At 55.5% G+C, this 20,014-nt stretch carries 16 protein-coding genes; 13 read left to right on the forward strand and 3 right to left on the reverse strand.

Annotated elements, in window-relative coordinates; genetic code table 11:
- Positions 1-18 precede the first annotated feature (18 nt).
- From KNO58_RS11090 to clpB, 10 genes are all read left to right on the forward strand, one after another.
- On the forward strand, positions 19-324 hold the full coding sequence (locus tag KNO58_RS11090) for a YerC/YecD family TrpR-related protein (protein ID WP_034781303.1): 306 nt from the start codon (positions 19-21) through the stop codon (positions 322-324).
- A gap of 36 nt (positions 325-360) precedes the next feature.
- The gene (locus KNO58_RS11095; protein WP_214753899.1) at positions 361-1,743 is read left to right on the forward strand and encodes a TrkH family potassium uptake protein; all 1,383 of its coding nucleotides are present in this window, start codon (positions 361-363) and stop codon (positions 1,741-1,743) included.
- Between the two features lie 12 nt (positions 1,744-1,755).
- Complete coding sequence (locus KNO58_RS11100; RefSeq protein WP_021065206.1) at positions 1,756-1,992, forward strand: hypothetical protein; 237 nt, start codon at positions 1,756-1,758, stop codon at positions 1,990-1,992.
- A 93-nt stretch (positions 1,993-2,085) separates the two neighbouring features.
- On the forward strand, positions 2,086-2,763 hold the full coding sequence (gene pcrB, locus KNO58_RS11105; protein WP_214753900.1) for a heptaprenylglyceryl phosphate synthase: 678 nt from the start codon (positions 2,086-2,088) through the stop codon (positions 2,761-2,763).
- 38 nt (positions 2,764-2,801) lie between these two features.
- A complete protein-coding gene (gene pcrA, locus KNO58_RS11110; protein ID WP_214753902.1) occupies positions 2,802-5,018 on the forward strand; it encodes a DNA helicase PcrA in 2,217 nt (738 codons plus the stop codon).
- 9 nt (positions 5,019-5,027) lie between these two features.
- A complete protein-coding gene (gene ligA, locus KNO58_RS11115; RefSeq protein ID WP_214753904.1) occupies positions 5,028-7,022 on the forward strand; it encodes an NAD-dependent DNA ligase LigA in 1,995 nt (664 codons plus the stop codon).
- A 227-nt stretch (positions 7,023-7,249) separates the two neighbouring features.
- Positions 7,250-9,115: an LPXTG cell wall anchor domain-containing protein gene (locus KNO58_RS11120; protein WP_214753906.1), complete on the forward strand. Its 1,866-nt coding sequence runs from the start codon at positions 7,250-7,252 to the stop codon at positions 9,113-9,115.
- A 142-nt stretch (positions 9,116-9,257) separates the two neighbouring features.
- Positions 9,258-10,430, forward strand: coding sequence for a CamS family sex pheromone protein (locus KNO58_RS11125; protein ID WP_214753908.1), 1,173 nt, complete (start codon positions 9,258-9,260; stop codon positions 10,428-10,430).
- Positions 10,431-10,570: 140 nt separating this feature from the next.
- Complete coding sequence (locus KNO58_RS11130) at positions 10,571-11,437, forward strand: DnaJ C-terminal domain-containing protein (RefSeq protein ID WP_214753910.1); 867 nt, start codon at positions 10,571-10,573, stop codon at positions 11,435-11,437.
- A gap of 18 nt (positions 11,438-11,455) precedes the next feature.
- Positions 11,456-14,047, forward strand: coding sequence for an ATP-dependent chaperone ClpB (gene clpB / locus KNO58_RS11135; protein WP_021065213.1), 2,592 nt, complete (start codon positions 11,456-11,458; stop codon positions 14,045-14,047).
- 38 nt (positions 14,048-14,085) lie between these two features.
- Here the strand turns inward: clpB and KNO58_RS11140 are convergent, their stop codons facing one another.
- Both KNO58_RS11140 and hemG read right to left on the reverse strand, forming a co-directional pair.
- Complete coding sequence (locus KNO58_RS11140; protein ID WP_214753912.1) at positions 14,086-15,159, reverse strand: TIGR04053 family radical SAM/SPASM domain-containing protein; 1,074 nt, start codon at positions 15,157-15,159, stop codon at positions 14,086-14,088.
- A complete protein-coding gene (hemG, locus tag KNO58_RS11145) occupies positions 15,156-16,520 on the reverse strand; it encodes a protoporphyrinogen oxidase (RefSeq protein WP_214753914.1) in 1,365 nt (454 codons plus the stop codon). The genes KNO58_RS11140 and hemG overlap by 4 nt, the downstream gene beginning before the upstream one ends.
- A gap of 110 nt (positions 16,521-16,630) precedes the next feature.
- On the opposite strand from hemG, the gene KNO58_RS11150 reads away from it, so the two are divergent.
- Positions 16,631-16,804, forward strand: a complete 174-nt coding sequence (locus KNO58_RS11150; protein ID WP_214719800.1) for a hypothetical protein — start codon at positions 16,631-16,633, stop codon at positions 16,802-16,804.
- A 58-nt stretch (positions 16,805-16,862) separates the two neighbouring features.
- Positions 16,863-17,804, forward strand: a complete 942-nt coding sequence (glsA, locus tag KNO58_RS11155; protein WP_214753917.1) for a glutaminase A — start codon at positions 16,863-16,865, stop codon at positions 17,802-17,804.
- Here glsA and KNO58_RS11160 read toward each other — a convergent pair.
- Positions 17,801-18,574 (reverse strand): CHAD domain-containing protein, encoded by a 774-nt coding sequence (locus KNO58_RS11160; protein WP_214753920.1) that lies wholly within the window; start codon positions 18,572-18,574, stop codon positions 17,801-17,803. The genes glsA and KNO58_RS11160 overlap by 4 nt on opposite strands.
- A 37-nt stretch (positions 18,575-18,611) precedes the next feature.
- Between KNO58_RS11160 and KNO58_RS11165 the strand changes: the two genes are divergently transcribed.
- On the forward strand, positions 18,612-19,982 hold the full coding sequence (locus tag KNO58_RS11165; protein ID WP_214753922.1) for an MATE family efflux transporter: 1,371 nt from the start codon (positions 18,612-18,614) through the stop codon (positions 19,980-19,982).
- The last annotated feature ends 32 nt before the right edge of the window (positions 19,983-20,014 follow it).

The following is a 20,014-nucleotide window of genomic DNA, read 5'->3' on the forward strand; positions in this document are numbered from 1 at the left end:
GAGAGAGGATGCTTGCGGATGCAACTCGATAAATTACGAGGACGAGAGCTCGATCAGCTGTTTGAGGCGATTTTGAAGCTCGATACACTCGAAGATTGTTATCAACTATTTGAAGATTTAGCGACCGTGAACGAAGTACAGGCGCTCGCCCAACGGCTTGAAGTGGCCCGCCAAATTCGTGAAGGTAGCACCTATCATAAAATTGAAGAAGCGACAGGTGCTTCGACAGCCACCATCTCCCGCGTCAAGCGTTGCTTGAACTACGGGTCTGGCGGTTATGACCTTGCCCTTGAACGTCTACAACAATCAGAAGGTGACTCGTAAGAGTCATCTTGTTTTTGATGGGAGAGGAGGGGCGAGATGCAAGACAAGTTTATGAAACGAAATGTACAGCTGTTCTTTCGAAACCTGACGCCGGTCCAGACACTCGTGTTGATTTATAGTGCGGCGGTCGTGTTATCGGTTATTTTGCTCGCCTTACCGATTGCGCGACAGCCAGGTGTCACGATCACGTTCACCGATCTCGTCTTCTTCGCGGTCAGCTGTGTCAGCGTCACCGGCTTGACGCCAATCGTCGTGACGGAGACGTTCTCGACGTTCGGGCTGTTCATCATCCTGTTCATCGTTCAAGTGAGCGGGGTCGGTCTGATCAGTTTGCACGTCATCATGTGGATTTTGCTCGGAAAGCGGATCGGCTTTCGCGAGCGTCAGCTGATTTTACGGGACCAAAACCAGACGTCGATGTCTGGAATCGTAAAATACATTGCGGAAATCGTCATCACGGTTATCACGATTGAAGCGATCGGGGCGATTATGCTCGGGGTCCATTACTTAAATTACTTTGATACGGCCAGCGAGGCGTTCCTGCAAGGCCTGTTCGGTTCGGTCAGTGCGACGACGAACGCCGGGTTCGATATCACCGGCAGCTCGCTCGCGCCGTTCCGGGAAGACCCGTTCGTCATCTTTACGCAAATCGCGCTCATGACCGGTGGTGCCATCGGCTTCCCGGTCCTCGTCGAGATTCGCACTTATTTAACGAACCGAATTATGCGGAAACGTGAAAAATTCCCGCGCCGCTTCTCGTTATTCACGAAACTGACGGTATCGACGTTCTTCGGATTGATCGCGGTCGGGACCGTCGGCTTGTTTCTATTTGAGTACAATAATGCGTTCAAAGGTTTACCGCTCTGGCTCGCGCTCTCGGATTCGTTATTCCAGTCCGTGACGACGCGAAACGGGGGCTTGACGACGGTCGATGTCAACTTGTTCTCGGAAGGCAGTATGTTATTGTTATCGATTCTAATGTTCATCGGGGCGTCCCCGTCCTCGGTCGGTGGGGGGATTCGGACGACGACGTTCGCCGTCGCCGTGCTCGGGGTCATCGCGTTCATTCGCGGGGACTCGTCCATCAAAGTGTTCGGACGCGAGATTGTGCTCGAAGATATTTGGAAAGCTTTCGTCATCATCACCGTGTCGCTCGCCGTCTTGCTCACCGGGGTCATGGTGCTCACCTTCTTTGAAGACGCATCGCTCACCCGTATTTTGTTCGAGGCGTGCTCGGCGTTCGGGACGACCGGCTTGTCGGTCGGTCTGTCGGCAGAGTTCAGTAACGTCGGCAAATGGGTGCTCACGATCCTCATGTTCATCGGTCGAATCGGTGTCATCGCCTTCATTTTGATTTTGCAGCGGAGACAGCCGAAACGAATGTACAACTATCCGAAAGAATCAATCATCTTAGGCTAAGGAGCTCAGGTCATGAAGGCTTTTTGGATCAATTTTGGTTACGTGTTTGCCGTCCCGGTCTTGCCGTTCATCGCGGTCGTGAACGGAACGGCGCTCTGTTCGCCCGATTCACCGTTACTCGAGATTCCGGTGCTCGGCTTCTTTTTGGCCAATCCACTCTGGTTCATCCCGGTATACGGACTGTTCGCACTCGTCGTCGCCAAATGGATGACGGCCCGCGAACAAAAGACGCACGCCAGACGTGCTTGAGACTTGCCGCGGCAAGTCTTTTTTTGTTCAACAGATGCAAGCGAGGAGAAAAATCGCTACACTAGAGAAGGTATCGAATGGGAGGGAAGCCGAATGGATTTTCAATCGTGGCGCCACGTGTTTAAACTAGATCCGAATAAACCGCTCGATGATTCGGCGCTCGCGGCACTCATCCGTTCGGGCACGGACGCTTTCCTCATCGGCGGGACGGACGGGGTCGACGCCGAGAACACGTTCGCGCTCTATACTCGTCTCGAAGGATGCGGCATTCCGCTCGCGCTCGAGATGAGCCATCCCGAGCAGGTGATTCGTGGCTTCGACCACTATTTCATTCCGACCGTGTTGAACGCGGGTCACGTGGACTGGGTCATCGGTCATCAAATGAAGGCGTTTGAACGATACGGACACTTGTTTCATGCGGATGTGACCGGCCAAGGCTATATCGTCTTGAATCCGGATGCGAAAGTGGCCCATGTGACCGAGGCGAAGACCAATCTGTCCATCGAGGCGACGATTGCCTATGCCGAAGCGGGGCATCGCTTGTTCCGCCTGCCGTCCTTGTATGTGGAGTATAGCGGCACGTTCGGATCGGTCGAGCTCGTCCAAGAAGTACGGCTGGCCGTGCCGGACGCCCATCTATTTTATGGGGGTGGCATCACCGGATATGAGTCGGCTCGGATGATGGCCGAGCACGTGGATACGATTGTCGTCGGCAATGTGATTTATGACAATTTCGAAGGAGCGCTTGCGACTGTCGCGGCACTCCGATAAAATAAGAACAAATGTTTGGATGGAGAAAGGAAACGATTATGTATAACTTGAGTGAAGAATTAGTCAAAGGCATGAACCCTCCGCAAGCGGAGGCGGTCAAATATACGGACGGCCCGCTGCTCATCATGGCAGGGGCGGGGTCTGGGAAAACACGTGTCTTGACGCATCGCGTCGCCTACTTGATGGCGTCGAAACAAATCGCACCGTGGAACATTCTCGCCATTACGTTCACGAACAAAGCGGCGCGCGAGATGAAAGACCGGATCGCCCGCCTCGTCGGTGGCGTCGCGGATGATATTTGGATTTCGACGTTCCACTCGATGTGCGTCCGGATTTTACGCCGTGACATCGATCGCATCCGTTATGATCGGAACTTCTCGATTCTCGACTCGTCCGATCAATTGACGGCCATCAAGCAAGTACTCAAAGAGCTGAACCTTGACCCGAAAAAATATGAGCCGCGGACGCTGCTCGGCATGATCTCGAACCATAAGAACGAGCTCCGCACGCCGCAAGATGCGGCCGCACTCGTCGGCAACAACCCGTACGAGAAAGTCATCTCGGACGTCTACACGGCGTATGAGAAGAAATTGAAGCAGAACAACGTGCTCGACTTTGACGACTTGATCATGAAGGCGATTCAGTTGTTCCAAGAAGCGCCGGACGTGCTCGCATTCTACCAGAAGAAATTCCAATACATCCACGTCGACGAGTATCAAGATACGAACCGGGCCCAATACACGCTCGTCAAGTTACTTGCGCAGGCGCATGAGAACTTGTGTGTCGTCGGTGACTCGGATCAGTCGATTTATCGCTGGCGCGGCGCCGATATCGCCAACATCTTGACGTTCGAGAAAGATTATCCGAGCGCGCACGTCATCTTGCTCGAACAAAACTATCGGTCGACGAAACGGATTTTGGAAGCGGCGAACGGCGTCATTCAAAACAACTCGGGTCGAAAAGACAAGCAGCTCTGGACCGAGAACGTTGAAGGCGAGAAGCTCCTCCTTCACGTCGCCTCGGACGACCGGGATGAAGCGTTCTTCATCATCAATCAGATGAAAGAGCTTCGCCAAGAAGGCATCGATTACGGCGAGATGGCCGTCCTGTACCGGACGAATGCCCAATCACGCGGACTCGAGGAAATGCTGCTCAAGTCGAACATCCCGTATAAGATGGTCGGCGGGACGAAGTTCTATGAGCGAAAAGAAATCAAGGACGTCTTGGCGTATTTGCGCTTAATCGCCAACCCGGACGAGGACATCTCGTTCGTCCGTGTCGTCAACGAACCGAAACGCGGCATCGGTGCCGCGACGGTCGACAAACTCGGCGACTTCGCCGGGATGCAAGGCGTGTCGCTCATGGAAGCGATTCGCGACATCGAGCTGTCGGGCATTGCGCCGCGCACAGCGACGAAGCTCGCCGAGTTCCGACAATTGATGGTCGACTTGCGTCAAATGGCTGACTACTTGTCCATCTCGGAGTTGATTGAAGAAGTGTTGAAGAAGTCAGGCTACGAAGAGATGCTCAAAATCGAGAAGACGCTCGAAGCCGAGAGCCGCCTCGAGAACTTGCAAGAATTCCTCTCGGTCGCCCAAAACTTCGAGAAAGAGAGTGACGAGCAGACGCTCGTCGCCTTCCTCACCGATTTGACGCTCGTCTCGGATCTCGATTCGCTCGAAGAAGTCGACGAGTTGCACCAAGTCACGCTCATGACGCTGCACTCGGCCAAAGGACTCGAGTTCCCGGTCGTCTTCTTGATTGGGATGGAAGAAGGGTTGTTCCCGCACAGCCGCGCGTTGAACGACCCGGAGGAGATGGAAGAAGAACGCCGTCTCGCCTACGTCGGCATCACGCGGGCCGAAAAACGTCTCTATTTGACGCGGGCCCAGTCGCGCATGTTGTATGGACGTTTCCAAAACAACCCGGAGTCGCGCTTCTTGCACGAGTTGCCAGAGACGCTCTTGGAGCGCTCAGGCAAAGCGAAGAAGCCGATGCCATGGAATCCGGTCGAGTCACCAGGGAAACTTCCCGTGAACGGCTTCAGTTCGAAACCTAAACCGAAACTCGCCCAGTCGTCCGGCGCCGAATCGATCGGTTGGAATGTCGGGGACAAGGCCAATCATAAAAAGTGGGGACAAGGCACGGTCGTTCAGACGCGTGGTGAAGGCGATCAGCTCGAACTCGATATCGCTTTCCCGGCCGTCGGCATCAAGCGCCTGCTCGCCAAGTTTGCCCCAATTGAAAAAGCGTGAGGTGATCATATGGAGATGGCAGAACGCGTTGAAGCGATTCGTCAAAAGTTAAATCAATACGGGTATGAATATTATGTGCTCGACCGACCGAGTGTCCCGGATGCGGAATACGACCGTCTCATGAACGAATTGATTGAAATCGAGACGGACTATCCGGAACTCCGGAGTCCGGACTCCCCGACGCAACGGGTCGGCGGCGTCCCGCTCGATGCGTTCGTCAAAGTGACGCACGACACACCGATGCTGTCGCTCGGGAACGTCTTCTCCAAAGAAGAACTCGTCGAATGGGTCGAACGGATTGAGAAAGATCTCGGCTACAGTCCGCTGTTCGTCGCCGAGCTTAAGTTTGACGGACTCGCCGTGTCGCTGAAATACGAAGAGGGACGGTTCGTCCGTGGCGCGACGCGCGGGGATGGGACGACCGGGGAGGACATCACGCAAAACTTGAAGACGATTCGCTCGATTCCGCTCCGGTTGAATGAGGACGTCACGTTCGAGGTGCGCGGTGAGGCGTACATGCCGAAACGGTCGTTCGAACATTTGAACGACGAGCGGGAACGCCTCGGCGAACCGCTATTCGCCAACCCACGCAATGCGGCGGCAGGTTCGCTCCGGCAGCTCGACTCGAAAATCGCGGCGTCGCGGAACTTGGCGTTCTTCGCCTATGGGCTCGTCTCGACGGACGATCTCGTCGCTTCGCATGACGAGTCGCTCGAATATTTGCGCCGTCTCGGGATTGCCGTCAGCCAAGAATACACGACGTGTCATACGGCTGATGAGTTATGGGACTATATTGAAACGTATGTGACGAAGCGGTCCGAATTGCCGTACGAGATTGACGGCATCGTCATCAAAGTCGCAGCTTACGAAGAGCAAGAACAGCTCGGCTTCACGGCGAAGAGTCCGCGTTGGGCCGTCGCCTATAAGTTCCCGGCCGAGGAAGTCGTGACGACGATTGAAGACGTCGACTTCAGTGTCGGACGGACCGGGAAAGTCACGCCGCGCGCGCGCTTTGCACCAGTCTCGGTCGCCGGTTCGACCGTGACATATGCGACGCTCCATAATGAGGACTTCATTGTAGAGAAGGACCTTCACATCGGAGACCGCGTCGTCATCAAGAAAGCCGGGGACGTCATCCCGGCCGTCGTCTCGGCGCTCGTCAGTGAGCGGACCGGGGAGGAGACGGAAATCGTCTTCCCGACGCATTGTCCAGCTTGTGAATCTGAACTCGTCCGGTTAGAAGGCGAGGCGGACCATCGCTGCGTCAATCCAGAATGCCCGGCTCAACTGCTCGAAGGGCTGATTCATTTCGTATCGCGCCCGGCGATGAATATCGATGGGCTCGGCGAGAAAGTGATTACGCAACTTCATGCGTCTGACCTCGTCCATAACGTGGCCGACCTGTATCGTCTCGACCGGGATGCGTTGCTCGCGCTCGACCGGATGGGCGAGACGTCGGTGACGAATCTGCTCGCGGCGATTGAACAATCGAAACAGAATTCGCTCGAGCGTGTCTTGTTCGCGCTCGGTATCCGCCTCGTCGGCCAAAAAGCGGCCGTGTTGATTGCGGAACGGTTCGAGACGATGGAAGCGGTCATGGAGGCATCGGTCGACGAATTGACGTCCATCGATGGCATCGGTACGAAGATGGCTGAATCGATCGTCTTATACTTCGAGAAGCCGGAAGCGCGTGACCTCGTCCGTGACCTCGGAGCGGCAGGTGTCAATTTGACGTTCAAAGGTGCGAAACGACCGGTCGACGCCGATGCGCCACTCGCCGGAAAGACGGTCGTCTTGACCGGGAAACTGCATGAGATGACGCGTGGCGAAGCCGGGAAGCAACTCGAACTGCTCGGTGCGAGCGTCACGGGCAGCGTCAGCAAGAACACCGACCTCCTCGTCGCTGGCGAGAAGGCAGGCTCGAAACTGACGAAAGCCGAGTCGCTCGGCATCGAAGTGTGGGATGAGGCGGCATTGCTCGCCTTCTTAGCCGACCAATCGTGAATGCGGTCCTCCTGAGGGAGGGCCTTTTTTTCATTGACCTGATTTTTAAACGTTTCCGGTCGTGGGCAGGTTCGCACCGTCAACGGACGGGTAATGATTAGTATCTACAAATACTTTTCGACACCAAGATCCTACACCACGACTCGCGCACACTCATCCTCCATCCCTCTCCCGTGCCGGAGCGTGTCATCGCAGACGTTCGTCACACCTTAGAGGAGGGGACCATCATGCTACGCACCAACCGACGTTTCATCGCATTCATCACATTCGTCCTCGTATTGATTGGCATGTGGGCACCGCATGGAAGTTACGCGAACACGACGGTGACACCAACGCCAATTTATGCACTAATTGATTTGAGCCCCGAAGAAATCGAAGCGTACGATGACGCGAGCCTCATCTACGCGGACGTCACATATTACGGGGCACGTGAGACGTCAACGATTTGGCGGTTCATGATTGACGCGACCGAGGTCGACGTGACGACAATCGATCAAGTCACCTTGTATGACAGTGCCGGTGTTCCTTATTCATTTCCGGGCGCCGTCTATGCGTTCCAGCTAGAGGAACTTACAGGCGAGTCGAGCGAACCGGGTGATGACGGGACGGAGATCGTTCCGGACGTCGACATACCGGTCGAGCCTCCGCTCGTTGAACCGGAGCCATCACCAGAACAACCTGTCACAGAAGAAGTGAACGCACCCTCCGCCACTCCAGCAGTTGCCATCGACCAATTGGTGCTCGGTGCCGACGGACCGATCGAGCGTGTGTTAGGCGGGGATTTAGTGACGTATCGGCTCATCATCGATGTGACGGGCGCTCCGATTGAGAACTTGTCGGTGACCGATACCGTGCCCGAAGCGTTGACCGTCGTCGCCGATTCGGTCGAGGTGCTCGGTCCGGAAGGTTCGGTCGCTCCGACGACCGTGAGCGGACCACCAGCGTTCAATTGGACGTTCCCGACGATGGCGGTCGGGACGACGACGATTCAGTTCGACACGTTCGCACCAGACGTGACAAGTGAGACGGTCGTGACGAATACGTTCTGTATCGGCGTCGAAGATGAGACCGTTCCGCCAGCCTGTACGGAGGCGACCGTCACGGTCGTACCGAACGAGACGATTGGCCTTGAGGTCGGAAAAGAGGCAAACATCGACCAAGCCGTCGTCGGTGGGATGATTCCATATACGTTCGTCATCGAGAACACAGGCGAGACGGCGCTCACCATCACATCGATTGAAGATGAGTTCTTTAGCGGCGATATCGATGCCAAGGCGGTCGAAACGTTCAACGCTAACGTCCGCGAGCGCTTATTGGCACTCGTCGGCGATGACGGGCTGCTCGCCGGGGAACGGGTCGAGACGACCGTCAACTTAGCGATTCCAAGCGATTACGATTGGACGAACGCCCCTGAAATCGGGAACGTGTTCCGCGTCGCGGCGACCGATGCGTACGGTCGGGTCATCGATGCCGAGAGCCAACAAATCGTCTTATTGAATCAAGCCGACTTCACCGTCACGAAGACGGCACGTCCCGAGACGGTGCACCCTGGTGAGACGATTCGCTATACGTATACAATCACGAACACGTCGAACGTCACCTTGTACTTCGTCGACGTCCTCGACGAATGGACGAGCGGGGCGTTGACGACGAAAGAACAGCGCGAGACGACCGAGACGCTCCGAGACGGCATGCGTGCCTTGGCTGAAGTCGAGAACGGGCTCGTCCCCGGCGAAGAAGTCGTTCTCGAGATGGAGAAAGTACTCTTGCCATCTTATGATGTACGGGCCGGTGCGGTGCTTACGAACCGGACGACGTTCACGTTCGAAGTCAATCGTGAGGCGCGCGTGTCGCGGACGGTCGAGGCGACCGTGCATGTGAAACAAAACATCCCGAAACCGGACAACGATGACCGAGATGACCAAGATGAATCGGTCTATGTGCCTGAACCGACGACGCCGGTGACGCCAGACCAGGCGACCCTCCCGATGACCGGCACGACCAAAACGTGGGGAACGGTACTCGGACTCGTCTTGATTGTATTCGGCCTCTTGTTCTTGACGCATCGCCGCCGCCCATCCACGAAAGCGTGACACGGACACCCTTCAACCGGGCGTTGAAGGGTGTTTTGCTGTGAATTGGCACTGATTCCGCTTCGACACTTTTTTCAACGGGTGATTTTGTTATAATGGACGAAGTGCAACGAAACGAATCATTAAAGGAGTTCAGACATAGATGAAATGGAAACAGATACTCATCCCAGCTCTCGCCGCGACGGTTTTTCTCGGCGGTTGCTCTATGAAAATCCCGATGGGGGAAGAAGAGGCCACACCGACAGGCGAAGAGACGGCAGCCGAAGGGGTCACGCAAGCGATTCAAGCGCGTGATTCGTATTACCAGATGGTCATTCCATTTAAACCGGCTGCGGCCCGAGGATTGGCGCAACGTCAAGTCAGCTCATCGCTCGAGCTCGAAGAAGTGGAGCTCGGCCTCATGCGCCATTCGACCGGCGCGTTCGATCCCGAGAAATACGCCTATCAAGAAGGGCAGCTATTGACGAGTGAAGATGTATCACGTCTGCTTGGCCGTAAAGACAAGGCGTCGGAAGGTCTCGTCCCGCTCAACCCGGCGTATGCGAACGGGACGGCCGAGGTGGCCGAGGAGCAGTTCGTCGAGGCGAATAAACAATCACCGCTTTATTTGGCGTCGCTCGTCGAACAAAACTATATGACGAAAACGGATAGTGGGTATCAACTCGGCGGTGTATCGTTCGCCTTGATTTTGAATCAAGAGTACGTGTTCCAAGCGCCGAACTTCGGTCCGACCTATACGGAAAAGTTGGACGAAAAGAAAGTCATCGCTGAAGGAGAACGGATGGCGAATGAACTCGTCGCCCAGTTGCGGAAACGTGAAGACTTTAAAGACCTCGATATTAACGTCGCCTTGTATATGAAAGCGCCGCAAGGTTCACCGACACCAGGGAACTATATCAAATCGGCATTCGTCGGCTCAGCCAATGAAGTGGCGGCGAACGATTGGACTGCCATCGATGAGACGTATTATTACTTCCCGTCCGCCACGGCGACGACCGAAGTCCGCGACGATGCCCAAAAGTTCTCCCTCTTCAGCGACCGCATCGCCGATGTGTTCCCGGATTTCAGCGGGATGATCGGGAAAGGCTTCTATCAAAACGGCGAGTTGTCACGAATCGAAATCGACATCCCGATCCAGTTTTATAGCCGGGCCGAGCTCGTCGGGTTCACTCAGCACGTCGTCGGTCTGCTCGAGAATCGGTGGGAGTACAACCGGAACGTACCGGTCCGCATCAACGTCACCTCGCTCGGTGGCCAACAAGAAGTGACAATCGTGTTCGAAGAAGGCATGGACAGTCCGAGAGTATATTTCTAATCGTAAGAAGGCATCGTGATGAAACGAATGCCTTCTTTTTTTCGTATGTGAAGTAACGAGGAAATTCTTTGACCTTCTTTGACCAAATCGGTAGAATAGACTTAACAGAATCGGGAAAGAAATAGGTGAGGTGAAACGAGATGGCAAAAAACTATTATGACGTCCTTGGCGTGCCGAAACAGGCGTCCGACCAAGACATTAAACGAGCATATCGAAAACTGGCAAAACAATACCATCCGGACGTGAACAAAGATCCGGGCGCACAGGACAAGTTCAAAGCGATCCAAGAAGCGTTCGACGTGCTGAGCGATCCCGATAAGAAAGCGAACTATGATCGCTATGGCAGTCCAGAAGGACCGACGTTCGGCGGAGGATCTTACGGCGGCGATGGCTACGGGGAAGGATCGGCCCAGTTCGAAGACTTGTTCCGCCAATTCGGCGGCGGGTCACGGACGACGTCGCGGACGTTCGGGTTCGAGGACATGTTTGGTAGTTTCTTCAACCAAGCGGTCGAAGAGGACCTCGATGAGACGGTCCGTGTCAACGTCCCCCTCAGTCAATTGACGTCTGATTCCAAAGTGAGTCTGCGTCTCCAGACGGGAACGGTCAACGTGAAAATCCCGCAAGGCGCCCACGAAGGACAAAAGTTACGGCTTAAAGGCAAGAGCAGCAAGGTCGGACAAGCGGGTGACCGCGGCGACGTGTACGTCGAGCTCCATTTCACCGATGATGAGACGTACCGTCGGGAAGGAACGAACGTCATCACCGTCAAACGGTTGCGCCCGCTCGCTTTCCTTGATGGCACCGAAGTCGTCGTGGCGACACTCGATGGCGGCCGGGTCAAACTGAAAGTGAAACCGGGGTCACGCCCAGGTCAACGGATGCGCATCCCGGGCCGTGGGTTCATGACCGCCTCGAAAGTCCGGTCAGATCTCTTTGTGCAACTCGAAGTCGATTTGCCACTAGACGCCGCCCACCGATCGGTTTACGAACAACTTGAACGCTGAGTCTAAGGAGGAAGCACAATGGATTTCAATCGATTTACTGATAAAGCACATGAAGGCATCGTCAGTTCGCAGGCACTTGCGAAACAGTATCACCATAGCGAGATGAACGAATGGCACGTCTTGGCATCGATGATTTCACAAACAGATGGCATCGCGCCGCTCCTACTGCAAAAAATGGAGTTGAGCGTCGCCGATATCGAGGCTGAGGTCGCGATGGCACTCAAGAACGCACCGAAGCTTCAGACACCGACGACACCAATGATTTCGGCTTCGCTGTTGAACGTGTTGACGACGGCGGAACGGGAAGCGACCGGTATGAGTGACGAGTACGTCTCGGTCGAGCACGTCCTGCTCGGCATCATTATGAATAAGAGCCAAGCGCAAAGCATGCTCGAGCGCAAAGGTGTGACCGAAGAGAAACTACGCGAGGCGCTCGTCGCCGTCCGCGGAAATCGGCGCATCACGTCGAAGTCGCCGGAAGCGACGTATGACGTCTTGACGAAGTATGGCCGCGACTTGATTCAAGAAGTGAAGACCGGCAAAATCGATCCCGTCATCGGGCGTGATAGCGAGATTCGGCGCGTCATCCGCATCTTGAGCCGGAAGACGAAAAACAATCCGGTTTTGATCGGGGAGCCGGGAGTCGGGAAGACGGCGATCGTCGAAGGGCTCGCCCAACGCATCGTTCGCGGTGACGTCCCGGAAAGCTTGAAAGATAAGACGATTTTCAGCCTCGATATGAGTTCGCTCGTCGCCGGGGCCAAATATCGTGGCGAGTTCGAAGAGCGACTGCAAGCTGTCTTGAACGAAGTGAAAGAAGCGGAAGGGAAAATCATCCTCTTCATCGATGAACTGCATACGATTGTCGGGGCCGGTAAGTCCGAAGGGGCGATGGATGCCGGGAACATGCTCAAACCGATGCTCGCACGCGGCGAACTCCACTGCATCGGCGCGACGACACTCGATGAGTATCGCCAATATATCGAGAAGGACCCGGCACTTGAGCGCCGCTTCCAACAAGTGCTCGTCGACGAACCGGACGTCGAGGACACGGTGTCGATTTTGCGTGGGTTGAAAGAACGCTTCGAGATTCACCACGGTGTCCGCATTCACGACAACGCGCTCGTCGCAGCCGCCGTCTTATCGAACCGCTATATCACCGACCGATTCATGCCGGACAAGGCGATTGACCTCGTCGACGAGTCGTGTGCGATGATTCGGACGGAGATGGAGTCGATGCCGGCCGAACTCGATGAACTCGTGCGCCGCGTCATGCAACTCGAGATCGAGGAGGCGGCCTTGAAAAAAGAAAGTGATGACGCCTCGAAGAAACGACTCGATGCGCTGCAACAAGAACTCGCCTCGATTCGTGAACAGTCGGACGCGCTCCGACTCCGCTGGGAGAACGAGAAAGAGTCGACGCACCGCGTGCAACACATCCGTGGTGACTTGGAAAAAGTGAAGCTCGAACTGCAAGAAGCTGAGAGTCGCTACGATTTGAACCGGGCCTCCGAGCTCAAATATGGCCGTATCCCGGAACTCGAGCGTGAACTTGCGGAAGCGGAACGGCTCGCCGGTTCGGTGACACGTGAACTCGTCCGCGAAGAAGTGACCGAGGAAGAGATTGCCGAGGTCGTCTCGAAATGGACGGGCATCCCCGTGACAAAATTGACCGAAGGAGAACGAGATAAGTTGCTCAACCTCGAGACGGTGCTCCATCAACGTGTCTTCGGACAAGACGATGCGATTCGCCTCGTCAGTGATGCCGTCATTCGGGCCCGGGCCGGCATTAAAGATCCGAACCGTCCGATTGGATCGTTCCTCTTCCTCGGGCCGACCGGTGTCGGGAAGACCGAGCTCGGGAAAGCACTCGCCGAGGCGATGTTCGACTCGGAAGACCATATCGTCCGTCTCGACATGAGCGAGTATATGGAAAAACACGCCGTGTCGCGTCTCGTCGGGGCGCCTCCAGGTTATATCGGCTATGAAGAGGGTGGCCAGTTGACGGAAGCAGTCCGCCGCAACCCGTACTCGGTGCTCCTGCTCGATGAGGTCGAGAAAGCACACGCCGATGTGTTCAACATCTTGCTGCAACTACTCGATGACGGGCGTTTGACCGATTCGCACGGCCGCGTCGTCGACTTCAAAAACACAATCGTCATCATGACATCGAACATCGGGGCCGACATCTTGCTCGAAGCGGCAAAAGATGGTGTCATCGATGAGGCGGAAGAACGCCAAGTCATCGAGCGGCTGCGCCGTCACTTCCGTCCCGAGTTTTTGAACCGGGTCGATGAGACGATTTTGTTCCATCCGCTCACCCGGGCTCAAATCGGCCAAATTGTCGAAAAAGCAGTCGCGCGCATGGGTAGTCGCTTGACGGCGCGCTCGATTCAAATCGAGATCACGGATGCCGCGAAAGTGTTCATCGCCGACGAGGCGTATGAGCCACAGTTCGGGGCCCGTCCAATCAACCGGTACGTACAACGGACGATTGAGACGAAACTCGCCCGTAGCATCCTCGCCGGAGACATCGAGGACGGCCAGACGGTCGTCATCGATGTCGAGAACGACGAGTTGACGCTTCGTCCCGCGACGGTGACGCATTAAACATTGAAAGAGCGCTGGCTGATGCCGGCGCTCTTTGTTTAGGAGACGGGTGAGGGTTGATAGATGCAGTATGGTTCTTCGGCCTTATAGTCGCCGGTGACGGCATAAGCTCGGGCCCGCGAGCCGCCGCAGACGTAACGATACTCGCAGTAGCCGCATTTTCCGTGATGAGTATCGGGATCGCGTAGTGATTTAAAAACCGGGTGGTGCCGATAAATATCGGCGAGCGGTGTCTGTTTCACGTTGCCGCACGTGATTGGTAAAAAGCCGGACGGCTGCACGTCGCCCGTATGCGAGATAAACACGAAACCGTTCCCGTCATTCGTGCCGCGGGGTGCTTTGGCGAGATCGTCATGCGGATGGCCGATGGGTGACAATCCAACTTGTTTTCGGTTCAAGTTTTCTTGCCGGGCGATGCGCCGATAAAACTGGGCTTCGGTCGTCGAGATGATGAATGGGACGTGTTCTTGCAAGGCGAACGCCCAGCGGAGCACATCTTCATGCCGTTCCGGGGAGATGGGCTGCAGGAGCGACCCGCGGCCGGTCGGAACGAGGAAGAACAGCGTCCACACCGACACCCCGAGCTCACCGACGAGTTTGGCGATTTCCGGGAGTTGATCGACGTTATATTCCGTGACCGTCGTATTGATTTGGAATGACATGCCTTCTTCCCGGAAGTAAGAGATACCGCGCAACGTCCGTTCGAAACTGCCGCGGGTACCCCGAAAATAGTCGTGCGACTTGGCGTCCGGACCGTCGAGCGAGAACGCCCAGCGCGTCAATCCGGCATCTTTCGCCCGTTTGACGGCGTCATGGGTCACGCGTGGCGTTGCCGATGGGGTCATCGATACGCGCATGCCGAGCGAGGCGGCGTATGCCGTCAACTCGAACAAGTCTTCGCGCATGAGCGGGTCGCCCCCGGTGAAGACGAGAATCGGATTGTCCATCGCATGTATGTCGCGGATGAGCGCCTTACCTTGGGCGGTGTCGAGTTCATCCGGATAACGATGGAACTGGGCCTCGGCCCGGCAATGGACGCAGGAAAGCGCACAGGCGCGTGTCACTTCCCAAATGACGATGAACGGATTCTCGTTGTAGTCGATTCGTTTCATACGGACACCGCCTGTCTTGCCATGATGCGTGTGACGGCTTGTTTGGCCGAGTCGACGCAGTCGGGGAGACCGACGCCGTGTAAAATCGCCCCGCAAGCTTCGACGCCGTCGAGTGAGGACATCGTCTCCTCGAACGCGCGCACGTATTGTTTATGACCGACCTCATACTGCGGCATCGTGTCGACGTGACGCTCGACTCTCGTAAAGATCGGGGTACCGACGTGTTGAATTTTCCGAAGCTCACGGAGCGCGAAGTCGGCAATCGTGTCGTCGGATTCTGTCAACAGGTCGCGAACGAACGCGGAGCCGATGTAGACGCGTAACAGCGCCTTATTTTCGGGTGCTATATGCGGCCATTTCTTATGCATCCAGCTACAAGCGGTCAAGGCGTTGCCTTCGCCTTTGGCGATGACGTAGCCCGTCCCGTCGAGTGCCTCGACGTCTGTTGCCTCGAACGCTGCGAGCACAGTGATGGAAGACGTGCGTTTCAATGACGACAATCGTTCCGCTTCCGGGAGACCAAGGAGCGGGCCGAGTGCGTTCGGCGAGGTCGCTAACACGATGCCGTCAAACGACTCGACCGTTCCGTCCTCGAGCACCACTTCATGGGGACGGACGGCCGCGACCCGTGTCCCGAGACAGAGGCGGTCAATCGATGGACGGAGCGCCTCAATCAAGACACCGAGCCCTTGGCCGAGCGCTAGAAATTTCCCGGCCTCGCGCGATTTGACACCGGCTTGGACAGGAGGTGTCAATGCTTTCATACCGAGAATCAGGCTGCGTGTTTTCTGTTCAATCGTGATAAACTGAGGGAAAGTAGACTCGATGCTCATATCGTCGAGCGTGCCATTGTAAATCCCGGACAGGAGCGGTTCGATCATCGCCTCGACGATTTCCGACCCGAGCCGGGCCCGGAAAAACGTATCGAGCGAGATATCTGATCCCGCATAGACGCGGGGCAACACGAGGTCCATACCGGCCCGAAACTTGCCGCGCCACGTGAACAGATCCGTTTTGACCATCGGCCAGAACTTGGTCGGGATGCCCATGACCGAACCTGCGGGCATCTGTCGCAGTCGGTTTCGGACGTAAATGAACGAGGTCCCGGTCATCGACCGGACGAGATCGTCGTCAAGCCCAAGTTCGGTAATCAGCTCGGTCAATGTCGGCTTACGGGCCATATATCCGTCCGGCCCACATTCTAAGACGAAGCCGTCTCGATAAATGGTCTTGATTTTTCCGCCAATCCGGTCACTTGCTTCATACAATGTGACATGCGCTCCCGCCTGTTTCGCATAATACGCGGCAGCCATGCCAGTAATCCCTCCACCGATGATTGCAATCTTGTTCAATCCATTCACCCATTTCTATGTAGTATTCCTACTAACGGTACCGAGAATGTTGACGTAGACATAGGATAAGTCTCACACGGTTCTAGACAAATTCGTCACGATTGGAAGGAGGACCACCTATGGTTTGGTTCGGGATAACGGCGGCGGTTGTCGTCGTCGGCATCATCGCGTTCATCGTCTCGATGAATCGGCATGGCGAGAAGCTCGAAGGTGACGAGGACAGCCCGCCGGTCATATGGGCCGACGAGGAATGGTATAAGCCGGACAAGGAAGACGGTCCACTTGATGGTTAACCGTCTTCAAATATGTTAAGATGACCCGGGTAAAAACTATCGGACATGAGGTGATTGGATGAACGTATTGGAACAGCAGTTGGCGCATTTGGTCGACGAGTGTCGTCCGTACACAGCACAAGGAAAAGTCGCCGACTATATTCCGGAGCTCGCGCATGTACAAGATGATTTGCTCGGCGTGGCGATTTGCCTACCTGATGGTTCTTATATTCATGCGGGGGACGTCCATCATAAGTTCACGATTCAAAGCGTCTCGAAGGCGTTGACGCTCTGTTACGTCTTGATGGAGTTCGGAGAAGATTACGTGTTCTCGAAAGTCGGTATGGAACCGACGGGGGATGCGTTCAATTCGATTGCCAAACTTGAAGAGACGGTGCCATCGAAACCGCTCAATCCGATGATTAACGCCGGGGCGCTCGCGGTCACGAGCATGATTTTAGGGGACACGGCGGAGCTGAAAATCTATCAGTTCCGTCAATTTTTGGCGACGTTGCTCGATGTCTCGGTCGAGGAAGTCACGTATAACGAAAAAGTCGCCCGCTCGGAATACGAGACGACCGACTTGAACCGGGCCTTGCTCTATTTCATGCGTCATCACGGAATCGTCGAGGGCGATGTCGATGAGATTATCGATGTGTACACGAAACAGTGTGCCATCGAAATCGATTGTTTTGACTTAGCTCGCATCGGCCGGATTCTATCCGGTAACGGCGAAGACCCAGTCACCGGCGAAGAGTTGATTCCACGTCGTGTCGTCCGTATCGTCAAAGCCATCATGACGACGTGCGGCATGTACGATGCATCGGGTGAGTTTGCCGTCCGTGTCGGCCTGCCCGGAAAGAGCGGGGTGTCGGGTGCGATTCTCGCGACCGGTAAACACGAGCTCGGATTGAGTGATGTCGGCTTTGGTATTTTTGGGCCTGCCCTCGATTCAAAAGGGAACTCGATTGCTGGGATGAAGTTGCTCGAACTGCTCGTCGAACGCTACACGTCGCGCTAAAGCTTGATGGCGTCGACCGATTCGTCGAGCCGGGTGTGCAATTGCTGGACGACTTGTTCATAGTCGTCGGTCAAGGCGGCTGGCGGCGTGAAATCGGTCCAGCGCAACAACAGCTGATGCCGGTCATTCATATCACCAAGTTCGGTCTGGAGCCGCTTCAGGTTTTGAACTTGGTCTTTTGAGGCGCTCGGCTCATAGTTCAATAAGTACTCATTCAAATAGCGCTCCCGCTTCACGGCGAGCCGGACTTTGTGGAGGGTATCGAGCCGGTCGTTCCGTTTCGTCGCTGCGTGATGGGTCGCGATGCGCCGCTTGCGGTCGGCTTTGGCTTTATCGAGAAACACCGCCGCGTCTTGTTTGCGAAAGGCGCGGAACAGCTGCCCGCCAATGAAGCGACGGACTTGCTGGTCGAGCGAAGGCGTCATTTTTTCGGTCACACGCGCTTTCAACAGCGTGCGGTCCTTGGCCCGTTGTGTTTCGACATGCTCAACAAAAGCTTGATCGAGCTCGGTCTCGACGGCGAGCCCTTCAAGCAGGACGTCTCCGTCACGCACCGCACCGAGCGCCTCCATCAACTGCTTTAATTGACGATACGTCGAAGGCTTCGTGTCGTACAGTTGCATGAACGTCAATAGCTTGCGCAGATGGACCCGGGCTTGGTGGATATCTTCACTGTTTTGAAACGTGAGCGCCTCGGTCATATAATGATTGAACGTGTTCCACGTCTCTAATAGCTCATATTTTAATTTTTCCGCATTCCGTTGATTCATTCTAATTTTTCCTTTCTGAAATGAGATGAGGTTGTCCATGTATCAAACACATTCACTAAATGAAAAAATCAAACTGTTCTTCACCATCTTCTTCCCGATTTTGGTGACACAAGTGTCGTTTTACTTAATCAGCTTTTTTGACACGGTCATGTCGGGCCGGGCCGGCGCCGTCGATTTGGCGGGTGTCGGGGTCGGGTCGAGTTTATGGATGCCGGTCTATACGGGGTTGAGCGGGATTCTGCTCGCTGTTGCACCGATCGTCGCCCAGGCGCTCGGGGCCCGTAATATCCAGCAGATTCAACGGACGCTGTACCAAGGCGTATACTTAGCAATCGGTCTGAGCATCGCGACGCTCGTGCTCGGCTTTTGGCTCGTCCCGACGGCTGTCGACGGCATGGGACTGAGTGAGGAAGGGAAACGGATTGCCAAAGGGTATTTGCTCGCCCTCGGATTCGGGGTGTTGCCGATGTTCTTGTTCAACGTGCTACGCACGCTCATGGACTCACTCGGCAAAACGCGAATCTCGATGCTACTTATACTATTAGGGTTACCCATTAACGTCGGATTAAATTACATCTTCATCTTTGGAAAACTCGGCGTCCCGGCCTATGGCGGTGTCGGGGCGGGAATCGCCTCGGCCATCACATATTGGTTGCTCTTCTTTATGGCGTTCGCGTTCGTCCGGAACGGCAAGCCGTTCCTTGAATATCGCTTCTTGCGCTCGGTGGAACAGGTCTTCTGGCCAAGACAAAAAGAACTGCTCAAGCTCGGGACGCCGATCGGTCTCGCCATCTTTGCAGAAGTGAGCATCTTTGCCGCGGTGACGTTGCTCTTGAGTGAATACGGCGACAATATCGTCGCGGCCCACCAAGCGGCCATCAACTTCGCATCATTCGTCTACATGTTGCCGTTGTCCGCGTCGAGCGCGCTGACGATTGTCGTCGGCTATGAGCTCGGGGCCCGGCGGCTGAAGGATGCCGTACGCTATGCCAAAATCGGCATCGTCCTTTGTCTCGGTGTGTCATCGTTCTCGGGAGCGCTTCTGTTTTGGCAAAATGAACGGGTTGCGGCCATCTATACGAACGATGCGGCCGTCGTGGAACTCGCGGCCCACTTCATGATTTTTGCGGTCTTCTTCCAATTATCGGATGCGGTCGCCGCCCCGATTCAAGGGATTTTACGCGGCTTCAAGGACGTCAACGTGACGCTCATCTTGTCGCTCATCGCCTATTGGGTCATCGGCCTCCCGCTCGGCTATGCGCTTGCCGAACAGTTCGGGTTCGGACCGGACGGCTATTGGATCGGTTTGATTGCGGGTCTAGCGGCTGGAGCCGTGTTGCTGGTCATGCGTCTCATCCATATCGTCAAACGGTATGAGGCTCAACCGATTACGAACGAAACATCTTAACTGAGACAGGTTGACGCTACGGCGTCAGCCTG

It is taken from the genome of Exiguobacterium sp. J17977, assembly GCF_018616375.1.
GTDB classification, from domain to species: Bacteria; Bacillota; Bacilli; order Exiguobacteriales; family Exiguobacteriaceae; genus Exiguobacterium; species Exiguobacterium mexicanum.